Origin of the sequence: Rhodovulum sp. HP10, from assembly GCF_047553435.1 — a bacterium.
In the GTDB taxonomy this organism is placed as follows: domain Bacteria; phylum Pseudomonadota; class Alphaproteobacteria; order Rhodobacterales; family Rhodobacteraceae; genus Rhodovulum.
On record NZ_CP180201.1, the window covers coordinates 2,994,569 to 3,014,044 of the forward strand.

The 19,476-nt window shown below is 62.3% G+C and carries 13 protein-coding genes, 1 tRNA gene, 1 pseudogene and 1 CRISPR repeat array; of the genes and pseudogenes, 7 read left to right on the plus strand and 8 right to left on the minus strand.

Annotated elements, in window-relative coordinates; genetic code table 11:
* Positions 1-298 precede the first annotated feature (298 nt).
* The gene (locus ACK8CO_RS14080; RefSeq protein WP_080617259.1) at positions 299-769 is read left to right on the plus strand and encodes an Lrp/AsnC family transcriptional regulator; all 471 of its coding nucleotides are present in this window, start codon (positions 299-301) and stop codon (positions 767-769) included.
* Positions 770-1,040: 271 nt separating this feature from the next.
* Here the strand turns inward: ACK8CO_RS14080 and ACK8CO_RS14085 are convergent, their stop codons facing one another.
* Positions 1,041-2,360 (minus strand): ATP-binding protein, encoded by a 1,320-nt coding sequence (locus ACK8CO_RS14085; RefSeq protein ID WP_414897023.1) that lies wholly within the window; start codon positions 2,358-2,360, stop codon positions 1,041-1,043.
* A gap of 43 nt (positions 2,361-2,403) precedes the next feature.
* Here ACK8CO_RS14085 and ACK8CO_RS14090 point away from each other — a divergent pair, with 43 nt between their 5' ends.
* The 6 genes and pseudogenes from ACK8CO_RS14090 (at position 2,404) to ACK8CO_RS14115 (ending at position 7,454) form a co-directional block, all read left to right on the plus strand.
* Positions 2,404-3,324: an MBL fold metallo-hydrolase gene (locus ACK8CO_RS14090; RefSeq protein ID WP_414897024.1), complete on the plus strand. Its 921-nt coding sequence runs from the start codon at positions 2,404-2,406 to the stop codon at positions 3,322-3,324.
* 69 nt (positions 3,325-3,393) lie between these two features.
* Positions 3,394-3,468, plus strand: a tRNA-Asn gene (locus ACK8CO_RS14095).
* 124 nt (positions 3,469-3,592) lie between these two features.
* A complete protein-coding gene (locus ACK8CO_RS14100; protein ID WP_414897025.1) occupies positions 3,593-5,458 on the plus strand; it encodes a DUF6538 domain-containing protein in 1,866 nt (621 codons plus the stop codon).
* Positions 5,459-5,980: 522 nt separating this feature from the next.
* On the plus strand, positions 5,981-6,259 hold the full coding sequence (locus ACK8CO_RS14105; protein ID WP_414897026.1) for a hypothetical protein: 279 nt from the start codon (positions 5,981-5,983) through the stop codon (positions 6,257-6,259).
* 3 nt (positions 6,260-6,262) lie between these two features.
* Positions 6,263-6,631: pseudogene (locus ACK8CO_RS14110) on the plus strand (relaxase/mobilization nuclease domain-containing protein); the annotation flags it as partial.
* 448 nt (positions 6,632-7,079) lie between these two features.
* The gene (locus ACK8CO_RS14115) at positions 7,080-7,454 is read left to right on the plus strand and encodes a hypothetical protein (protein ID WP_414899057.1); all 375 of its coding nucleotides are present in this window, start codon (positions 7,080-7,082) and stop codon (positions 7,452-7,454) included.
* Between the two features lie 692 nt (positions 7,455-8,146).
* Here the strand turns inward: ACK8CO_RS14115 and ACK8CO_RS14120 are convergent.
* From ACK8CO_RS14120 to cas2, 7 genes are all read right to left on the minus strand, one after another.
* Complete coding sequence (locus tag ACK8CO_RS14120) at positions 8,147-9,874, minus strand: hypothetical protein (protein WP_414897027.1); 1,728 nt, start codon at positions 9,872-9,874, stop codon at positions 8,147-8,149.
* Between the two features lie 90 nt (positions 9,875-9,964).
* Positions 9,965-10,289: a CRISPR direct-repeat array (repeat unit 37 nt; unit sequence GTCTCAATCCGCGTCTTCGCGGACATGGGCTGCGCAC).
* A gap of 189 nt (positions 10,290-10,478) precedes the next feature.
* Positions 10,479-12,689 (minus strand): TIGR03986 family CRISPR-associated RAMP protein, encoded by a 2,211-nt coding sequence (locus tag ACK8CO_RS14125; protein WP_414897028.1) that lies wholly within the window; start codon positions 12,687-12,689, stop codon positions 10,479-10,481.
* Positions 12,682-13,950: an RAMP superfamily CRISPR-associated protein gene (locus ACK8CO_RS14130; protein ID WP_414897029.1), complete on the minus strand. Its 1,269-nt coding sequence runs from the start codon at positions 13,948-13,950 to the stop codon at positions 12,682-12,684. The genes ACK8CO_RS14125 and ACK8CO_RS14130 overlap by 8 nt, the downstream gene beginning before the upstream one ends.
* Positions 13,947-15,749 carry an RAMP superfamily CRISPR-associated protein gene (locus tag ACK8CO_RS14135; RefSeq protein WP_414897030.1) on the minus strand — a complete coding sequence of 601 codons (1,803 nt, stop codon included), beginning with the start codon at positions 15,747-15,749 and terminating at the stop codon, positions 13,947-13,949. The genes ACK8CO_RS14130 and ACK8CO_RS14135 overlap by 4 nt, the downstream gene beginning before the upstream one ends.
* Positions 15,746-17,599 (minus strand): hypothetical protein, encoded by a 1,854-nt coding sequence (locus tag ACK8CO_RS14140; protein ID WP_414897031.1) that lies wholly within the window; start codon positions 17,597-17,599, stop codon positions 15,746-15,748. The genes ACK8CO_RS14135 and ACK8CO_RS14140 overlap by 4 nt, the downstream gene beginning before the upstream one ends.
* Before the next feature lies 1 nt (position 17,600).
* Positions 17,601-18,482 (minus strand): CRISPR system precrRNA processing endoribonuclease RAMP protein Cas6, encoded by an 882-nt coding sequence (gene cas6, locus ACK8CO_RS14145; protein ID WP_414897032.1) that lies wholly within the window; start codon positions 18,480-18,482, stop codon positions 17,601-17,603.
* Between the two features lie 548 nt (positions 18,483-19,030).
* Positions 19,031-19,318 carry a CRISPR-associated endonuclease Cas2 gene (gene cas2, locus ACK8CO_RS14150; RefSeq protein ID WP_414897033.1) on the minus strand — a complete coding sequence of 96 codons (288 nt, stop codon included), beginning with the start codon at positions 19,316-19,318 and terminating at the stop codon, positions 19,031-19,033.
* Positions 19,319-19,476: the final 158 nt, after the last annotated feature.

Genomic DNA, 19,476 nt, shown 5'->3' on the forward strand with positions numbered 1-19,476 from the left:
TGGCCGTTCTGGCGGGGGCCGGGCGAGGGCCGGGCGTCGTCTGCGCCGCCTGACCCTTAAATAACGACAGATGTGATCGACTTTTTCAAAGGAAGAATGTCGGCTTTTTCGGTCGTGATTTTGGAAAATCCTTCTCCGGCTGCAGCCCCCCCGGCCGAAGTCTCATGAAGAGAGCCAGGGAGGGGGGCCTGGCTGGCGGATATTTTTACACGATTATAAAGGTCGACATTTTGTTGAATTGTGGCATCCTGAATGCCGACTCGCCTTCCATGGGCGCGGTCAATGTCAGGGAGGCAGCATGAAACTCGATCGCATAGACCTGAAGATTCTCGATCTCCTTCAACGGGATGCGACCATTCCACTGGCGCGGATCGCAGACCGGGTGGGATTGTCGCAAACGCCCTGCTGGAAGCGTATCCAGAAGCATGAAGAGGCGGGCGTGATCCGCGAACGCGTCGCCATTCTCGATCCGGAAGCGCTGGGCCTGTCATTGACTGCCTTCGTCATGATCGAGGCGCTCGATCACACATCCGAATGGCGCGAGAACTTTCTCGGGATTGCCGAGCGGTTCGAGGAGGTGCGCGACCTCTATCGGCTGGCCGGGCGTTATGATTTCCTGCTGCGGGTCGTGGTCCGCGACATGGCCGAGTTCGACCGGTTCTATGCCGACCTGACCTCGGTGGTACGTCTGCGCAGCGTCGACAGCTTCTTCGCGCTCGAACGGCTGAAGGTATCGACCGCATTGCCGCTTGCGGGAATGCTGGCCTGAGCGACCCTGCGAAGCCGCATCCGGCGGAAGGCGAGGATCTCAGCAAGCTCGACGCATGCGGATTTCTCGTCGCGGGGGCGGTTTTTCAAAGGTGCCGGCGCCGCATCGATCACCCGAACAGCCCGCAAGGGGGCGCCGCGGTTGCGACGGTCGGGCTGTGCCGATCGGCTCGCCTGTGGCCATCCCGTCGGCAGGGAGACAGGCCCCACCAATGGCCCCACCAATGGCCCCACCAATGGCGCGCCCCGTCAGCCTCGGGATGCAGAGGCGGTCAGCGCGCCAGCACCAGATCTGCCCGCAGCCCGCCCAGCCGGTCGCTGATGCCCAGATGCAGCGCGCCGCCATGGCCGCGCGCGATATCGGCGGCAATGGCCAACCCAAGACCCACGCCGGTGCTCCGGTTCTGGTTGCGCGCCGCGTCGAGCCGTTGAAACGGTTGCATCGCCAGTTCGCGCTGGGCTTCGGGGATGCCCGGACCGTCATCCTCGACGGTGAAGACCAGCGCGCCCGGCCGCATATAGAGCGACAGCGCCACCCGGTTGCCATGGCGCAGGCCGTTGTCGATCAGGTTCTGCAGTGCACGTTCGACCGCCATCGGTCGCAGCGAGGCATTCTCTCCGGAGGGCAGGGCCCCGATTTCGATGGTGCCACCGCCGGCGCGCGCGCGCTCTGCCGCGCGCATTAGCAGGGTGGCCGGATCGAGCTCCTCGGGGTCGTCCAGCGCATCGGCGCGCGAGAAATCGAGGAAGGTGTCGATCATCCGTCCCATGTCGTTGATGTCGCGCAGCATCGCCCGGGTCTCGGGGCTGTCCTCTGCCATCGACAATTCCAGCTTGAGTCGGGTCAGCGGCGTGCGCAGGTCATGGCTGACCCCCGACAGCATCAGCGTGCGCTGTTCGATCTGGCGCTCCATCCGGGCCCGCATGTCGAGAAAGGCGCGACCCGCGGCCCGGACCTCGGTCGCCCCCGAGGGGCGGTAGGGAATCGGCCGACCCTTGCCGAAGGCATCTGCGGCGCGGGCAAGGCGCCGGATCGGGCGCAGCTGGTTGCGCAGGAACAGGAAGGCGATCAGCGTCATCAGCGCGCTGGTGGACGCCATCAGGACAAGCAATTGATGCGGGTTGGTCGCCGAGACCCGGCGGCGGTTGAACGACACCTCCATCGGCCCCTTGCCGGTCGCGATCCCGACCCAGACGCGGGCGGTATCGGTCGCTAGGTCGATCCCGGTGAAGCCCGGCAGACCCTGGCGCAATGTGGCGGTCACGGTCTTGCCGGACAGATCGTAGAACCGGCGGCTGATGTCCTGCGGCGCGTCGCCTGGCAGCACCAGCGCCAGGTCCAGCGGCCTTGCCACGGCTTCGGCCTCGGATCGTGCGGTAGCCAGATCGGGCGCGGCCTCCACCATCCGGGTCAGGTAAGCCAGTTCCAGCACCAGGGCCCGGGTCATCTGCTGGGTGACATCGGCGAAATGGCGCTGAATGAAGACCACGGACACGACCAGCTGGATCGTGACGATCGGCACGATCAGAATCAGCGCGGCCCGGCCATAGAGTCCCCGCGGCAGCACCCGTTTGATCCAGCGCTCCACCATGCTAAAGCCATATCGGCGCCGCCGCTGCGACGAAAGGGGAATGATGGACGACCCCACCGCCTTTGCCCCCATGCCCGGCCGGGTCGACCGGCTGGCGCCGGGGCTGCGACGTGTCCTCGCCCCCAACCCCTCGCCGATGACCTTCCGCGGCACCAACAGCTACCTCCTTGGCGAGGGAGAGGTGGCGGTCATCGATCCCGGCCCGGCGCTCAGGCCGCATCTCGAGGCTGTGCTGGCGGCGCTCGAACCCGGCGAGAAGATCTCGCGCATCCTCGTCACGCATTCCCATCTGGACCATTCCGCGCTGGCCCGGCCGCTGGCCGAGGCGACGGGCGCGCCGGTTTTCGCCTTCGGAGACATCAGCGCCGGTCGGAGGGCCGATCTGGCCGGGCTCGCGGGGCTCGGAGGCGGCGAGGGGGTCGATGCCGGGTTCCGCCCGGACGAGCGGCTGGCCGACGGGACAACCCTCGTGACCCCGGACTGGCATCTGACCGCGCTGCATACGCCGGGCCATATGGGCAATCATCTTTGCCTGGCCTGGAGCGGCCTCGACCCGGAGGGCGCGGCGCTCTTCACCGGCGATCATGTGATGGGCTGGGCAAGCTCGATGGTCTCGCCCCCCGACGGCGATCTCGGTGCCTTCATGTCCTCTCTCGAGCGGCTGGCCGCGCGGCCCGAGCGGTGTCTGTTTCCCGCCCACGGCCCCCCTGTCGCCGATGGCCCGGCACGGATCGCGGCGCTCGCCGCCCATCGCCGTGCCCGCGGCGCGCGGCTTCTCGAACTTCTCTCCGAAGCTCCGGGGACGCCCGCGGCCCTGGCCCGGGCGATCTACACTGACACGCCGCCCGCGCTCCTGCCCGCCGCCACCCGCAACGTGCTGGCGCATCTTATTGAACTAAGGGATAAATCTCTTGCCAGCTCCGAAGGCGGCGCGGTGACGGAGGCCGTCTGGCGGCTGGTTTGACGCCCTCTGCATTTTTTCGTCAGACCCCTCTGGACGCGCCTGAAACGACTTGCTATATGCCCCCCACGTTCCGGCGTAGCTCAGCGGTAGAGCAGTTGACTGTTAATCAATTGGTCGTAGGTTCGATCCCTACCGCCGGAGCCAATTCACCCACTAAGCCCTTGATAATCAAGGCATAGGCTGAATTTGGCAAGTACAGTGTCACACAGCACTGTAGCACAAGTTCCTGAAGTGCGGGTCGCTCGTCTCCAATTCTGGAGGCCGCATCTTGGCGACCACCCCTTACCTCCTGCAGCGCGGCTCCACATGGAGCTGGCGTCGGCGTGTGCCTGAGTTTTCCACAAAAACCCGACATTGGCAGCTGTCTCTGCGCACCACGGACCGGTCGATCGCATGTATCATCGCACGCAGATTGAACTACGAGTGCGACCGGATGCTGGATGCAATCACTGATGGAAAACTGACCCCCGGCCAGGCCAAGGCCTGGCTGACCTCGGTTGTGCGCAGCGAGCTTGACCGCATCGAGCGTCAGCGCATGATCAGCCGGATGGACCCGGTGGGGTCATCCGAAGAAGACGAGCGTCTCGATTGGGCGACGGCGCGCGCCTGGTCTCACCTGGCGAGCAAGGGACTGCATCCGGAGCTCTCCGCTCACGACCGACGTACCGTACTTAACGAAGGTTCGAGTGAGACAGACATCGCGTCGCTGGAGAGGATGCTTGGGATCCTGTCGCGCGACGTACTGTCCGAGGCGGGCGTCAACAAGATGCTTCGCGCCGCGCGGGACAGCATTCAGACGGCTACAGGCGAGACCTTGAACCCTGCGGCTGAGACGATTCTCTCTCTGCGGCAACTGCTGCTGGCGGGAAAAGCCGCGGCCTGGTCCGCATCTGAAGGTCGGGAAGATCCAAGCCTTGAACAAGCGCGCGCCCTTGCGCGGGAAATCCTCGACGGCGCGGCTGCCGAGATCATCGATACCCGAGAGCCCCTTCACATCTCCGAGGAAGCCACTCTGATCGAGGCACCTGCCCCAACTCAAATCCCTACCCAAAGGCCTGAATTCAGCTTCGATCCGGACATTGTCGCACTCGTTGAGCGTATCAATGCTGAGAGGGATCGCGATCACATCAAGGAAGACACCCGAAAGCAGCTTGCATCGCAGGCGCGCCTGTTCATCAAGGCCACGGGCATCACCGACGTACGAGAAATCACGCAGGGCCATCTCAAGTTCTACAAATCGGTCCTCCAGCGGCTGCCGACGAGCTACGGGAAGAGCGCGAAGGATGCAGACAGGACCCTCGATGAGCTTCTGGCACGCGCCGAGGATCTTCCCGAGAATAAGGTCGGCCTCTCGCCCCGAACGATCAACGGCCACCTGGACCGGTTCAAGCTCATCTTCCAGTTCGCCAAGAGCGAAAGCATCCCGATTTCCGACACGATCGAACTCGGCCTGCTCCGCGTCCGGGAAGAAAAGCGTAACCGCGACAAGCGCGAAGCCTTCACCTTGCCGGAACTGCAGCAGGTCTTCCGGCACCCGATCTGGACGGGCTGCAGGTCAACATCGCGGCGCCATGAGCGTGGCAACATCGTGAAGGCGGACGGGCTCTACTGGGGGCCGATTCTGGCGGGCTACAGCGGCGCCCGGCGGGAGGAGGTTCTCGGCCTGGAACCCCGCGATGTCGTGTCCGTCGACGGCATTCCCTGCTACCACATCCGCGACAACATGCATCGCGGGGTCAAGACCTTCAGTTCGGAGCGCCTGGTTCCCATTCACGCGCATCTGATCGAACTGGGCTTTCTCAGGCATGTCGACGACATGCGCATGCGCGGTGCCACGGCCCTCTTCCCCGAGTTGATCGCGACAAATGATAGCCAGTCCTTCGGCGACAAGATCTATTACAACTGGGCGAAGGCGCTGGTGCTGCAGTTGGACGGCAACCCTAGGGAACTCTGCTTCCATTCGTTCCGCCACTATGCCATCGCCCACCTGAAGGAGTTGCCCGAGGTCAGCGAGAAACAGCGCCGTGATCTGGTCGGACACAGCGGAGGTGACGTGCATGACGAGCAATATGATGTCGCCACGTCGATAACCGTGATGAGAGGCGTGGTAGCGAAGCTGCCGCGATTGTTCTGACACGCTGACGAGATCAATGCCCGGTGGGCCTCTCGAATATGATGACGAATGGCTCGGATCGTCACATCAGGATCAGAAAATCATTTTCGACATATCGGATGCTTCGGCTCGTGATTGCCCGCCCGAGGGCCCTCCCCCTTAGGTTCTTTCGCGCGCAAGTGCACCTTGCTTGGCCCGAAGCAACAATTACGATCCGATAAACATGCCAGATGTGGCCAGTCTGGTCTGTGAGCCCCCTTGGCGGAAAATACAGACTTTTCCTCCAGGCTGTCTCAGCCGCCACTTACCGGGCGCTTCACCAGCCACTCGGCCCACCAGGCCAGCGCGGTTATCCACATAATAGCGACGCGAGACGCTCTCGAAACGCCATTCGGGCGCGCTGGGGCATCCTGCAGCAGTTACAATGTCGGTCAGAGAAACTGCAAAAAGAACAACCACGTTGACTGACAAACAGGCCATCATCTGCGCCCGCACCCGCCCTACGTTCCGCCAGATCGCCGGTCACACCGACGGGTGTCCTGCATGACCGCGCGGCGGGACAAGCTCGTCAAGGTCCGCTACTCGGAGGAGGAGTACTCGCGGCTGCAAAAGCTGTGCCGGGCTGCAGGACCGGAGAGCCATGCGGGCTATGTCCGCCGTCGGTCACTGGAGCACGAACTCGGCACAGGAGCAATCGCGGATCTCATTGGCCAGGTCGGCGTGACGCTGAACGCAGAAGATATCTCTCCCGCACAGCTCGACCATCTGTCGCTCCTCCTTGGCGAACTCACTCTGGAGATCCGCAAGGTGCAGAGGGCCTGACCAATGCGCGCGCATAACACCTTCCACAAAACGGCCGGCGTCTTGTCAGCCTATGATCTCCGCGCAGGTGCGGAGTTCATCGGTGGCACCATCCTGCGCGCGGATCCTGTGATCCTCCGCGACCGGTTGGACCGCGCGGCCGATGGTGCGGGGCTGATGCACATGACACTGTCGCTGCCGGAAGGGCTGCACGCTAATCGCGACACTTGGCACGCGATCGTCATGACGCAGCTCAATTTGATTGGCCTGCCCGCCCTGCGCACTCCGTGGATCGCAGCACGACACACTGATGCCAACTGCGACCACGTGCATGTCGCTGTCGCTTTGCGTGGGTTTGACGGATCCCCCTTGCGCCCCGAAACCGGAGACATCAGGACAAGTCGCAATCACCAAATGCTGGCCCGGCTCCTCGGCTTGCCCGTACCAGACTACTTCACCCCTCAGATCCCGCGCCTCGATCCGCCGGCCATCACCCGTCGGTTAACCACGGAGCCCAAGAAAAGGCTCAGCGCGGCACTCAGGGTCATCTTCACAACTGAGCGTCCACGAACTCTCGAAGACCTCGATCTCGCTCTCGCGCGTCAATCACCTGCCATCGTGCGCACTACAGCCACGAATAGGCACGGTACGAAGAGCCATCTATTCAGCCTAGATGGCGCGAATATTTTCGGAGGCGATCTGGGGCCTGCTTGGGAGCCGCGACATCTCCAAGGGCGCCTAGCTTTCACCCACGCAATCTATCGGCTGCGACTGCGTCTGAGCGCGCGGACCATTCTGGCGGATTTCCTGCCCTACAGGGAAATAATGAAAGACCTCATCCATGCAAAAAGACAAGAAGACCCTGAGCCTGCCCCGCGAATGGGAGGTTCTGCTCCAGACGCAACTGACCACAGATGGCAAGGTGGATCAGCTGCTGCCCTTGATCAGCCTTTTGGACGACCCCGAGCACCCGATGTCCGAGCTTGGCCAGGCCCTGGTCGACGCGCTTCAGCGGATCTCCGAAGACCTGCGGGAGGCCACGAGCCTCCGTATAGCGCACCGCGCAGCACTGGAGCAAGCAAGCGCAGCCAACACCACCATGCTACAGATAATCAAGGATACCTCTCAGGAGCTTCACAAGATCCGGGCGGAGAACCACACTTTGAGGCGCCAGATCGACGAGATCCACGGTCTGATGTTCAGCCCGGCGGACTGACCTTCGGGCAGCAGCTTAGGCAGCTTCTCCACCTTCTTCATAAGGGCTTCGGCGGCTGGCGCTGGCGCCGTTCAAAAAAAACTGGGATCCAAGTCACGTTCCGGGATGGAAGCGTTGCCGATATTGCCGGTGGCGTTCTGGTGAAAGAGACCGCAGAAGGCGAAGTGGTCCGGTTTGCTGAAACCTGGCATCAGCACTTCGGGTATGTCGAAACCGAGAGATCCGGCACATCACAAGACAATTCCCCGGAACCGCTGTAGAAAATTTGCCCGATCCTCCCGGATGGTAGTCAAGACAGGCCGGGGGCGTCGAATACGGCCCCGACGCATACCCCTCCCACTCGCCATTCATAACCGTCAATTGCCAACCTCCAGTCTCGGCAACTGGAGGAGCAGACGTGAGCCATCCCGGAATCCCTGTTCGCCAAGAATGCCTTCATCCCAACAACCTGCCCGTCATCGACGCCGCGAAGGTGCTCGGGTGCAACCGTCAGACCCTCAGCAACCTCCTGAACGGGCGATCCGGCATCAACCCTGCATGACCGGGGCAGTATGCGCGCAGTAATGCAGCATCGCCCGAGTCAGGTGCGGGGCCGTGGACTACAGCGCATAGTTACAAGCATCGAGTGCTGGCAGAGTGTGGCGCCCGAACGCGACAACCGCTCCGAAGACGGACACCAAGAATTACGAAAGCTACTTCTCGCGGATATAAAAGACCCAGGCGGCTCCGAAAAGCGCGACAACCAGACCAGCAATTGCGGCAGTCTGTTCCCCTTCGCTGAGACCGGTCAACAGCTTCTGCCCGCCCTCCGGCGCGATCAACAGGTTCGCCCCAAGCGCACCGACAACCAAACCGGCCGCGATGCCGAAGAAGGCCACGTTCTGCAGCTTGGTCGCGCTCCGCGCCTCGCGCTTCTGCTGGCGCGCCGCCACCGTGGCGGCCACGCTTTCAATCTCGTCCTTCACATCCCGGAACAGCTCTCTCAAGCCGAGGCTCTTCTGCCAAAGCTCGAACATCTCGCGGCCCTGGGTCTGGCTGGTGACCCCGGTGAAGTGGAACCGGTTCACAAAACGCTGGAACGCATCCATGATCTCCAGAATATCCTCCTCGAACTGGACGACACTCCTGCGTTTGTCCCCGTCATGGAAAAGTTTGACAAAAACCTCGTTGGCGCCTGCTCCCATCATGCGCTGGAACCGGCGCTCGCGGAAATCTTCGTAGCGCCCCACGGCTCGGCTGATCCGGCTTGAAACCAGCAGCAGCATCGTCGCCTCGAACCGTGCGATCAGCGACATCTGGGCATAGTGGCGCCGCCAGTGATGGACCATGATGTTATCGGTGAAGAACCCGGCCCCGACACAGCCGAAATGCATCCCTCCGAAGACCATGCGAGACGCGCTCCCCCCGGTTTCGGCGCTGGGATAAAACCGGTCGTAGAACGCATCGGCACGGTACTTTTCCAGGAAATCCGGATTGTAGGGATAGCCATTCGTGCCCGGCTCTTCCGCGTCCCAAAGCCGGAACCAGTCGCCGTTGGACACCTGTCCCAACGCCTCCCGGCACATCCGGGCCTTTTCTTTCTCGTTCTTGACCTGGTCCAGCCCGGGCGGGGTGAGGCTGATGAAGGAATTGACCGGCATCCTCTCGTCGGAGGGGTCGCGCCAGGGACCGCCCTCGCCGATCAACTTCAGCGGCGCGATCAGGTCGCGCCAATGCGCCAGCACATCGGGATCGCGGGATTTGCGGTCCCCCGCCCGGCGGTCAAGGAACGCCCGGGCCGCCTCGGGGCCCGGAGGCGTCGAGCCCATCCCCTCATCGCCCGTCCCGTCACCGCGGATCAGGCTGACCCGTTCGGGCACCCGTTTCGCCTTGTGCGGTTTGTCATTGCCTCCCTCCCAGAAGGGTACATAGGTCCGCCGCAAGTGGTCGATCAGCGCCTGGCAATCGGCCAGCATGGCGGGGCCCTGCAGCTCCAGTTCCAGTGACAGGATCGCGACACCGGTCCGGAACAGGTGCAGCGTGTGGCGCCGCACGGCGAATTCGAAGCTGCCGCGATCGGCGATCCGGGCGACCAGGCCTGTGACATCGGTCCGCTGGTACAGGTCATAGGCCGGGGCGGTCTTGCCCTTGGGCGGATAGAGAAACGACTGGGTGAAATCGTGGAAATAGGCGAATTCGGCATAGGCACCGCCATCGAAATCGTCGGCCGGGGGCAGCAGGTCGAGCGGGTCGTCCAGCCGCGTCCAGAGCGGTGCGGTATCCAGTGCCCTGCGGGTGCCGGCCAGCCTGCGGGCGATCCAGTCGTCGGAAAACCGTGTACCCGGAGGCGCGGACAACGTCAGGGGCCACTGGAACAGCAGCCTGAACCCGTTCACCGGGATCCGGTCGGCGGGGATATGATCGCTCTGTGCATCCGGCATCGCCTGGCCTCCTGAGAAATGCGTCCGCGCAGGCTATGCCGCGCGACAGCACGGGTAAAGTCACGTCGCATTCGCACCGCCAGCACCGGAGAGGTGCGCCGCGTCTTCGCGGACATGGGCTGCGCACAGGTGACCTGGCGTATCAACTCGGCCCTGAGCAGGGTCTCAATCCGCGTCTTCGCGGACATGGGCTGCGCACTGAACCGCGCCGCCCTGATCGACGCCGTGCAAATGTCTCAATCCGCGTCTTCGCGGACATGGGCTGCGCACCCGAAGATAGACTGGTCCGACTTATCCGAGAAACTTTCGTCTCAATCCGCGTCTTCGCGGACATGGGCTGCGCACTAGCTACCATCTTGTCCCAATGAATTTCGGGAAGTCTCAATCCGCGTCTTCGCGGACATGGGCTGCGCACTCACCCTCTGGAACATGCTGGTTTTCATGACAATTTCCGCAGCCATTCCGCAGTCGATGGAATTGCGCCGCTTTCATCTGCCAGGCCTCCTTGTCCAAACCTCCCTGAAACGCGGGATTTCAAATTTATATCATGGATTTGTCAAAAAATCCGTAGTCGATTCCGGCCCTGTCCGTCTTTTTTTCCCGCTCAGGGGGGCAGCAGCCGGTCGGGGGCGCGGATCGCGCCCGGGCCGCAGACTTTCCGCAGCCGTGCGAAATGCTCGGCCTGCCGTCCTCCGGCGGGCTGGTAGGGCAGGTAGGTCGTGCCCTGTCCGGCCCAGCCGCGGGGCCGCGCGGCACGCAGCAGGGCCTGAACCTGGGCAGAGCTTTTCCAGCCCCTGGCCGTTTCTTCCATCAGGTGCTCGAAGGCCTCCAGCCAGGGGGCCAGCCGGTCGCGGCCATGCGCCTCGGTCCATTCGACAGTTTCGGCCGCGTCGTGCGGTGCCAGGTTCGGCCGTATGCGCAGCGTGATCGCTTGCGCCGCGATCTGTCCGGCGCCGAAGGGCCGCCCCCGCCCGATCAGGTGCCGTGCCTGCCGGTCGCCCCCGAAGGTCAGCGCCCAAAGCAACGCGCCCAGTTCGGCCCGCGAGACGTTGTGGCAGCGGATCCGCCCCCGGAAGATGGGCGGCCCCGCCGGATCGGGGGCCAGGAAGCGCAGGCGGGTCTTCATGTCCTTCGACATGCCGTCCGAGATCTGCCCGGCCAGCGCCTCCTTCAGGGGCGCAGAGGGGGTGTCCTGCCCCGCCCGGTAGCGCGCGATATAGCGTTTGCGACCCGCAAGGCGGGCACCATCGCGGGAATAGTCCTTTTCGGGGCCGACCAGATAGAAGGGGGCAAAGGCGGGTTTCGGCGCCCCCATGGCAGTTTCGACCGGACCGTTTTCGGGCCAGAGCCGGAACCGCGCCCCCGATGCCGGACGGGCGAATTCGAAGGCCACGCGCCCCTTGCGGGCGACCGATGCCGGCGGGGTGTAGTCGGGGGCGCGGGTCAGCTTGTCGTGGCCGAATTCCAGATCCTTCGGTTCGTAGACATAGCCGAACAGATTCTCGACGAAGTCGGGTCGCAGTTCCAGCGTTTCCTCCGTCTTGCCCCCTCTCTTTTGAGACGTTTTTTCGGCCGGGCGATGGTCCTGCCCGCTGCGCAGCAGGATCTCGCCGATCGAGTTGCGATGAGGGATACGGTAGAGCCGGGTCAGCCCGAACGAGAAGGTCTCGTCGGCCGCGTTCCGGGCCAGATCGCCCACGAAGAAGACCGGCACGCGGCCGCCCTGCTTGTAGCTGGGCTCGAACTCCTTCCAGGCGCCGTCTGCCACGCGCTTGTTCTGCGAGGGTTTCGAGTTTGTGGTGACGAAGGTCTCCCAGACGCCGTCCGCCAGCGGGACAGGCCTGGCGCTGGTCTCGAAGAAGACATATTCGAAGAGCTTCTTCTTGCCGCCGCCTCCGGGCAGCTTGCCCGAGAAGACATAGTGCCCCGGCGTGCCCGCGCGCCCTTCGGAATAGAGGTTGCGGTCCTTTTCTGTCCCGCGAAACTCGAACATACGGAGCTTGGTGAAAGCGCCGGGGCCTTTCCAGTCGCTGCCGACATGCCGGTATTTCGCGTGCCGGTCCTTTGTCACCCATCTGTCGGTGTTCCCCGGAAGGGAGTCGATCTTCACATATCCCCATTTGCAGGGGGTGATGTGCGGTTCTCCATCGACCAGTGTCAGCCAGCCCGCCTGCAGGCCGGGCTTTCCCTGGCCTTGAGTGACAAAGGCTTTGTAGCAGGGATGCTCGAAATCCCTCAGGGCGAAACGCTTGTGCCGGTTGGTCTGGAAAAGACGCCCGAAGGCCAGGGCTTCCACCACCGCCCGGATCGCGCCGCGCAGCGTGGCCCCGGGGATGGCGTAGTCGTCGCCCAGCCGGAACGGCATAACGACATCGCCGTCAAGCTCGCCGATCAGAAGCGGCGTCTCGACCCGCCAGTCGACATCGAGGATGCAGGACATGTGACCGGGCAGCGGCTTGTCATGGGGCGTCAGGCTGTCAGGCGGAAGCCGCGACACCGTTTCGTTCATCGGCACGAAACGGAACGGGGCTGTGGCAAGAACTGCGTCGGTTCCGGGATTCCACGGCGGTGCGCTGTTCGCTTTGCCCGGAGCTGCCACAGGGACCAGTTCAGGTTCATCCCTGCGCGGCAAACGTTCGGCTTCGATGCGGGCCTTGACCGCGGTCCAGAGCAGGTCCCCATCACCATCGAAACCCAGCACCTCGTACGCGTGATCCAGGACATCCTCCTTGAGATCATCCGTACGAGGCCCCGCTCTGCGGTTTCGGGCATAGGTGGTAAGGTCCGCAATCAGGTTTTCGGGCATGTCAGGCATCGCTCACCTCCCGGATATCGAACCATCCGAAGCCTTTGTTTCCGCCAAGTCCCAGTTGAATTCCGCCCCAATCCGGATCGCAGAGCTCTTCGCGGAAGTCATTGAAAATCTTCAGATCGGTTTCACAGCTGACTTCCGGTTCCTTGGGGCCGTGCCGATCGAACCGCAAATCGACCTGAAAATTTGCATTCAGCCATGCCTCGGTCGTGAAAAGGGCATTGTCGATCGGCTCGCCGCTGAACCGGTCCAGTCGCACCGAGGTAATCTTCTTCCGCTCCGGCTTGCCGGACCGCCTGATGGCATGGACGGCAAGCCGCCCGCGCCATCCGGGCGTTCCGAACAGGCGTTCGGTCGCGCCGGAGGGGCAGTCATCAGCGAGCCCCGCCGCGTACCAGTCGAACCTTGCCCGAAGTGCCCCGAGCAAGGTTGATCCGGTGAGGCGCGGTCCCTGACCGTCGAAGTCCTCTAGGGCTGTCATGACCCGGACTTTCTCTCCGTAGCCACCCGGACGCAGGTCCGACCGTTCCTCGCCGGCAATCAGGAACGGCCCCCTTGCAGTCAACGACAACCGGATCAGATCGGGTGCGTCTGGTGATGGTTGCCCGGCAAGACGGGATTGCCAGTCCTGCGTGAGGTCATTGCCGGATGGAAAGGCTTTTGCCTTCAGCGTCTCGGGGATCAATGCGACGCGCCCCTGTCCCTGCCGTGTCGAGCGACCGAAGGCTTCACCGCCGGCCGCTGCAAGACGGGCAAGCACTTGTGCCAGGGCGTCCGCAGCACCGGGCTCGGCATCCTTCAGAGAAATCCGCAAACGGAATTTCGTGCCCGGCCGAACATAGTCGCCGCCGAACAGATGGGCACGTTTCGCAACACCGGTTTCGGGATCCTTAGCTGTCCGGGTGTCGGTGCCCATCGACACATGCGGACGGTTTCTCTGGCAATCTGACGAGTTGCCGGCGATCCGCGCGGTCCAGAAGACCGCCTTCCCGGAACGTGCATCCTCGGCGGCAACGATACGCGTCGGCCCGAAAAGCACATCATTATCCCTGGAAAGCCTCCGCAAAACCCCCTTCAGGGTCGATCCCGGGATGCAGGGCGCGCCATCGAAATCGGTCGCAACCAAGGCCACATTCCTAGTGTCCGGCTCGCGGTCTTGTTCGTCTCGATCAGATCGTTCTTCTTCGCGAAAAGCTCCCGTACCGATTTGCAACGGCGTGAGCACAACAAGATCCGCCTCGATATCCACACGTTTTCCGATCATGCGGCGCCTCCTTCCATATCGAGCTCGATCGCGCCGAACCCGTTCTGGGGAAGGAAGGGACACTCATTGAAGTCGAAATCATAGCCGGTCTCGAGTTCATCGCGCTCGGCCCAGAACGCCACCGGCAGCCCCATTTCAAGGAACCCGGAGAGAGCCGCCACTCCGGCCGCCTCGTCCTGGGCTATCAGCTTGAACACGGATCCGGGCTTGCAGAGGACGAAAGGCTCGACGACTTCGGAGCCGAAGAACCGATGCCTGACAGCCTGGAAGCCGCCTCGAAGTTCCACCTGAGCGAAGAATTCGAGTTGTTCCGGATCGTTGAAAGCCGCGTCATGACGGTTTTCCGCGGAGCGGCATTCCTCTTCCGTCGCAATCCGAAGGGCGCCGTTGGAAGCCCTTTCCCAATATAGCTGCAAAGCCTCGGCGAAACACATCTCGGAAGACAGGTGGATCTCGCGCAGCATCAAGGCGGGCGTCTTCAGGACCACAGTGAAAACTCCGCCGTTCGAAGAGGGGACCGGAGCGGGGCTCGCGAGAGAGAATTCGATCGCTTCGGTCTGCGCGCGCGTCTTTCCGAGAAGGAAAAGGCCGGATCTGAAATGATCCAGACAGATTCGAAAGCCGTTCCTGACTTCGGGCCCCGCATTTGCCGACAAAGATACCTCGCCTCTCCAGACGACCGGTTCTCCGGATTCGATCACGGGAAGGACGGAACTCTCCGCAAAGAGCTTCCCATCAGCTGCGGCACCACTTTCTGAATTGATGGCGGTCCGTATCCGAAGGTCTCTCCGAAGGGACAAGGTCACGGGTTCCTGAGGCAGGTCCTCGTCCTTCCAGTCGACACGGAACCGAGGAACAGCCTTTTCTGTTGTCGGGTGCGGAGCCGATCCCATCGGCCAGCTGGAAAGGTATCTCTTGCCGGAAGCGCTTTGTTCGAAACGAACCGCATCCAGCCGGTTCGAGGAGCGCCCAAGCCCTCCACCAAACGGAAAAGCATGGGATACCCGCATCCGGGACAAGGCCTTTGCGACCGGACCATTCTGGATGTCTTCGCCGAACAATTCCATCTGCCGGGCCAGCGTGCCCTTGATAGCAGCGCCGGAAATCACCTCCGAGGATGCCAGAGTATTCGCATCGCGCCTGACGATATCGACCAGGAGCCGTCGATCGAGCCTGAATGCGGAGGACACACGCATTCCGTCAACCGGATCACCTTGCGTCAGACCGATCTTTTCGGCGGAACCTACAGATGGCTGAACAACCCGGCCGAATCCAACAGTCTTGAACCGCCCTACCGAGAGAACGAGATCAAGCGCGCGCTGCAGAGCGTCCCTATACTCGCCCGCATCCTCGTCCTCTCCCAGAAACATCGTGAGATTGCCCCGGAAATTTACGACCTCCCCAATTTTGGCGATCTGTTCCACCACGATGAGGTGGCCGTCGCGGGCCGCACCAGTCTCTTCGTCGATCGCAACCCGTGTGGACCGGAGGAGCTTTCCATCTTCAACGGCAATCAGATCCGAGAAAGATATCGCACCGGCAATCGGGTCGGTGTCAGTGCCTTCTGCACCAAACAAGCTTTCGGTTGTTGCGGGAATCTCGCACCCGTCGCTCTCCAAGGCAGCCCAGGCGTGACGAACGACGCCCCGGATATGCGAATCCGGAATGATCGCGCGACCATCGGCATTCCGGATTTGCGCAACATCCAATCCATAGGCGGAAGGCGTCGACCCGGCGATCAGGAAGGGTGCCTCAAGCCCCAATGCCAAGGGGAAGCGGTAGAACCCCGGAGCTGTCATGGGTCACTCTCCTCGGCCAGGGAGCATTGCAAGGGGTCGATGTAATCCCAGAGATCAGCCAATACCTTCATCCGAAGAGCAGTCGGCAAATCCGCACTGCCCGGGAGCTTTCGCTCGACGTCGTCCCGCGTCAGCTCGGAACCGGTCCTGTTCCTGAAGTCCCGCCAAATCAGATCAAGCGCCGTCCCATTGCCTGGCTCGGCCAGCTTAGCTGAGTCGACATCGCCCAGATCGTCGATCAGCTTGTGCAACTGCGATTTCGGAAAGCTGTTTTTCAGAGACAGAAAATCCCTGGTCCGTTCAGGAAACGTCCTGAGGGACATTCGAAACGCCCCGGCAAGGGCTGCATCGTCGACATGGTCTCCGGACGCGCCGCGATGAGCGGGCCCGCGAAGCGCCCCGAGGCCCGCCAGAGACCCGGAAACCTCTTCCGGCACGTCCTGGCTTTCGAAGACGTGGAAGGACAGGCAAGCCTCGGCATACCTGCCCTCATAGAACCGCTTCGCGTCCTTGCAGAGCGTTTCGGCCAGTGCCACGGCGCGCCGGAATGGTGACTTTGCCGGACAGATGACCAAACCAGCCCTATAGCTCAGCTCAACATCCTGCCTATGTCCGTCCTTATCCTTCCGATGTCCGGCCTCGTCCAGCCAACCTAGAATCCGCCCGGCCATATCCCAGGCCAACCATCCAGGCAGAACGACGCAGAAATCATCCCCGCCGGCTATCAGCGTCTCGACACGCAGATAGCGGTCCCCGGGATCGTCGGTTGCTTGCTGAAGCACATATGCGGGATCATCGGCGCGATCGAGAAAATGACCGATCATCTCATAGGTGGAATGCGCCAGAATTCTCCGCACGGCTTGATCGAAGTCCCTAAGCGCGGATTCATCTCTCTTCTTTCCGAACGAGTTTCCGTCGACATAGAGATAGGCAAGCTTGCCTCCGACCGCGGGCGGCAACCCTTCGGGCGGATCCGCGCGAATATCGTCGAAGCTGGTCGCAAACCGGACCTTTTTCCCGCCGACTTTCGGCTCCTCGAAAAGGCCACGGCCCACCAGATCCTCGAACTTCTCAGGTCTCATCATCACCGGATAAAGCGTCTGGCGCGCATCGCGTCCATAGATCCGGAGATCCGCAGAACGCTTCGAGGCCGCGATCCGCTTCAGGCGGCCTTTCTTCTCAAGAACGATCGCCTCGGGATAGCGGTCCTCATTCACCCAGAACGACGCGGCATCGGGATTGTCCAGGTCGATCTGGCGCTTGTCGTCGACCGGACAAAGCAACTGCTTGCGCCGGGCCGCGGGCGCTCCAAGCGCCTGTCCGGGCGCGCGCGGCACGTTCGGAGACCGCATCTGCCGTCTCCGGTTTCGCATCATCGCCATGTTGATCGCCAGGCGCTCTCCGTCAGCCTTCTCCAAGTCGCAAGGGATAGCGGCATGATCGACGACAAATGTCATGTGCTCGGAGGGAAGCTTGATGAAGCGAAGTTGCTTTGGCTCCGCCCCTTTCTTAGCTGCCTCAAGCTCCTTGCGGTCGACATAGGGCGGATCGTTGTCGCCCTGCCTATAAGGCGCCCGCAGCCAGCCCCGGATATCTGCGGCCAGCCCCTGGATCTCGGCCTCGGTTAGATTGTCGAACCGGAACACAGCCTGAGACGCCGCGCGGTAGATGATGTTGGCCTCCGCATCGAACCCGGAGACAGACTTTCCAAGATAATCCTCAAGCTCCCACCCGAACGCCTCGAGGCACAGCGACGACCCGCGAATTACCGACAGATCGTTGGTATTGAACACCGTATCGCCGAGATTGACGCCCTCGACCCGAAGCACCCAGTCACGTTTCTCCGGCACCCTACACCCCCTGCTCGATCCGGAACCGTCCTTGTCCGAATTGCACGCGCGACCCGGTGTGCAATTCCTCGGCCAGGGCGATGAACGGCGAGAACGGCGCCAGATCGCCCCTCAGATGCAACCGCCCCAGCGCACCTTCCATAGGTACGAGACGCCTTTGCCTGACCGCGCCGCGGGTCCAGTCCCGTACATCCACATCGGTCCAGACCCCTTCGACGGCCTTCGTCGCCTCCAGCAAGGCGGGGAAATCGGCATCGAGTTCGATCCCGCAATGCCGGGCCATTCCGTCGGCCCGATGGATCATTCCCCGCAAAACGGCCCCGGGCTCGATGTGGGGCCCATTCTCGCTGTTGCGCACCAGTAGCGGCGTCAGGAACCGCAACGACACCTGAGCCGTCAGCCCGGGATCGGCCAGTCCGATCGTTTCGGAATAGGTCCGCGCCTCCGGTTCGAGCCGGATCCAGCGCTTTCCGCTGAGCCCCCGCCGCAGGCCTCGGATCAGCGCATCACCCACCTCGCCCAGATAATCCCCGGCCCGGCCGACCAGCTTGATCGTTACCCGCAGCCCGTCGCCCTCTGTATCGGCCTCGATCACATAGGGGCTGGGCATGGGCTTGCCGGGCCGGATCTCCCCCTCGGGGAACCAGAGCTCGGCATAGGCACAAGGGGGCGAAAACGTGCAGGGAAGCCCGGCCCGCACGGCCGGGCTCGCGCTTTCGCGCAGAGCCTCGCCAAGGGCGCCGCGGATCTTGCCAATATGGGCAGGGTCGCGAACGAGCCCCGCCGCGCCGGGACAAAGCACCGTAACACGGGAAATGCCAAGCTCCGACAGGAACTCGACGATGGAAACCCTCGTACGCTCAGCATGCGCCGTATCGAACACGACGCCACCTCCAACATTCATCCCCACCCCTCAACTCAAACGAAGCAAAATGAAAAATTCACAAAAAGGCAGGAAGCCTGCCAAGTTCTGCAAAGACGCGTCATCGCGCAGAATGCAGCGCAAATAATTAATCTTAAGCCACTGAGACTCATCCGCTTCTCCGCGGGCGGGGTAGCCATCGAGGAGTATCCTCCTCGATGGCCGCAGTCAAACCGAAACCCATAGAAAAACGGCTTGCGCAGCAAGGCTGGACAAAATCCCAACGAGAAAACTCAAAATCAGACCCAAGGGTGGGGCGTATGCCTTAGTCTCTGATATTTGGTTTTCAAGCTGAGTTGAAAAGCAAAGAAGGACCTGAAGTCGCACCGCAAAGTGCGAACTCCAGAGTGCCTTGTGCTTAGGGTTACTTATTCGCGCTGCGCCACCTTCTGGTGGAGAAATCTCAACTCTCATCAGCTTGACCTTTCATTTTTGACACACGCTCACCTTAGCATGCTTCCGATTTCTTTCGAAAAAAACGAACACTGTTATTTCAATGCCTTCGATTATCACGCCAGCCAGTAGCCCTCTTGCGGCTCGAACGGAACCGCGTCGCCATAGACTCGGCTGCGGGACAGGCCGTCGGCGCCTATGGCATAGACTCGCAGGCTGTCGCCGCGGTCAAGATGGGCGGCAATGCGCTGTGCCAGGGCATCGGCGCGGGGGCGGGACATGCGCGCCTCGAAAACCGAATACTGAACGCGCGTTGCCGCAGCCTCGAGCAATCCGGCCACCTTGCGCCGTCTCTTTGATTGCGACACGTCATAGGTGAAGACCATCAGCATCTCGCCCCGCATCGCGACAACTCCGCCATTGATCGCAAGGATGAAACCAGCCTACGCTGGGCCTGCGATCCGGTCCAGACCGGCCGGAAAACCGGAATTCGGCTACGGATTTCCATGTAACGCCTTGCAGGAAATGGGAGAAATAGCCACGAAACAACCATGTTCAGATG

Bases quoted from the DNA above. Each gene is read 5' to 3' on its own strand.
- ACK8CO_RS14080 (WP_080617259.1), top strand. From the start codon at position 299: ATGAAACTCGATCGCATAGACCTGAAGATTCTCGATCTCCTTCAACGG.
- ACK8CO_RS14085 (WP_414897023.1), bottom strand. From the start codon at position 2,360: ATGGTGGAGCGCTGGATCAAACGGGTGCTGCCGCGGGGACTCTATGGC.
- ACK8CO_RS14090 (WP_414897024.1), top strand. From the start codon at position 2,404: ATGGACGACCCCACCGCCTTTGCCCCCATGCCCGGCCGGGTCGACCGG.
- ACK8CO_RS14105 (WP_414897026.1), top strand. From the start codon at position 5,981: ATGACCGCGCGGCGGGACAAGCTCGTCAAGGTCCGCTACTCGGAGGAG.
- ACK8CO_RS14115 (WP_414899057.1), top strand. From the start codon at position 7,080: ATGCAAAAAGACAAGAAGACCCTGAGCCTGCCCCGCGAATGGGAGGTT.
- ACK8CO_RS14120 (WP_414897027.1), bottom strand. From the start codon at position 9,874: ATGCCGGATGCACAGAGCGATCATATCCCCGCCGACCGGATCCCGGTG.
- ACK8CO_RS14125 (WP_414897028.1), bottom strand. From the start codon at position 12,689: ATGCCTGACATGCCCGAAAACCTGATTGCGGACCTTACCACCTATGCC.
- ACK8CO_RS14130 (WP_414897029.1), bottom strand. From the start codon at position 13,950: ATGATCGGAAAACGTGTGGATATCGAGGCGGATCTTGTTGTGCTCACG.
- ACK8CO_RS14135 (WP_414897030.1), bottom strand. From the start codon at position 15,749: ATGACAGCTCCGGGGTTCTACCGCTTCCCCTTGGCATTGGGGCTTGAG.
- cas2 (WP_414897033.1), bottom strand. From the start codon at position 19,318: ATGCGGGGCGAGATGCTGATGGTCTTCACCTATGACGTGTCGCAATCA.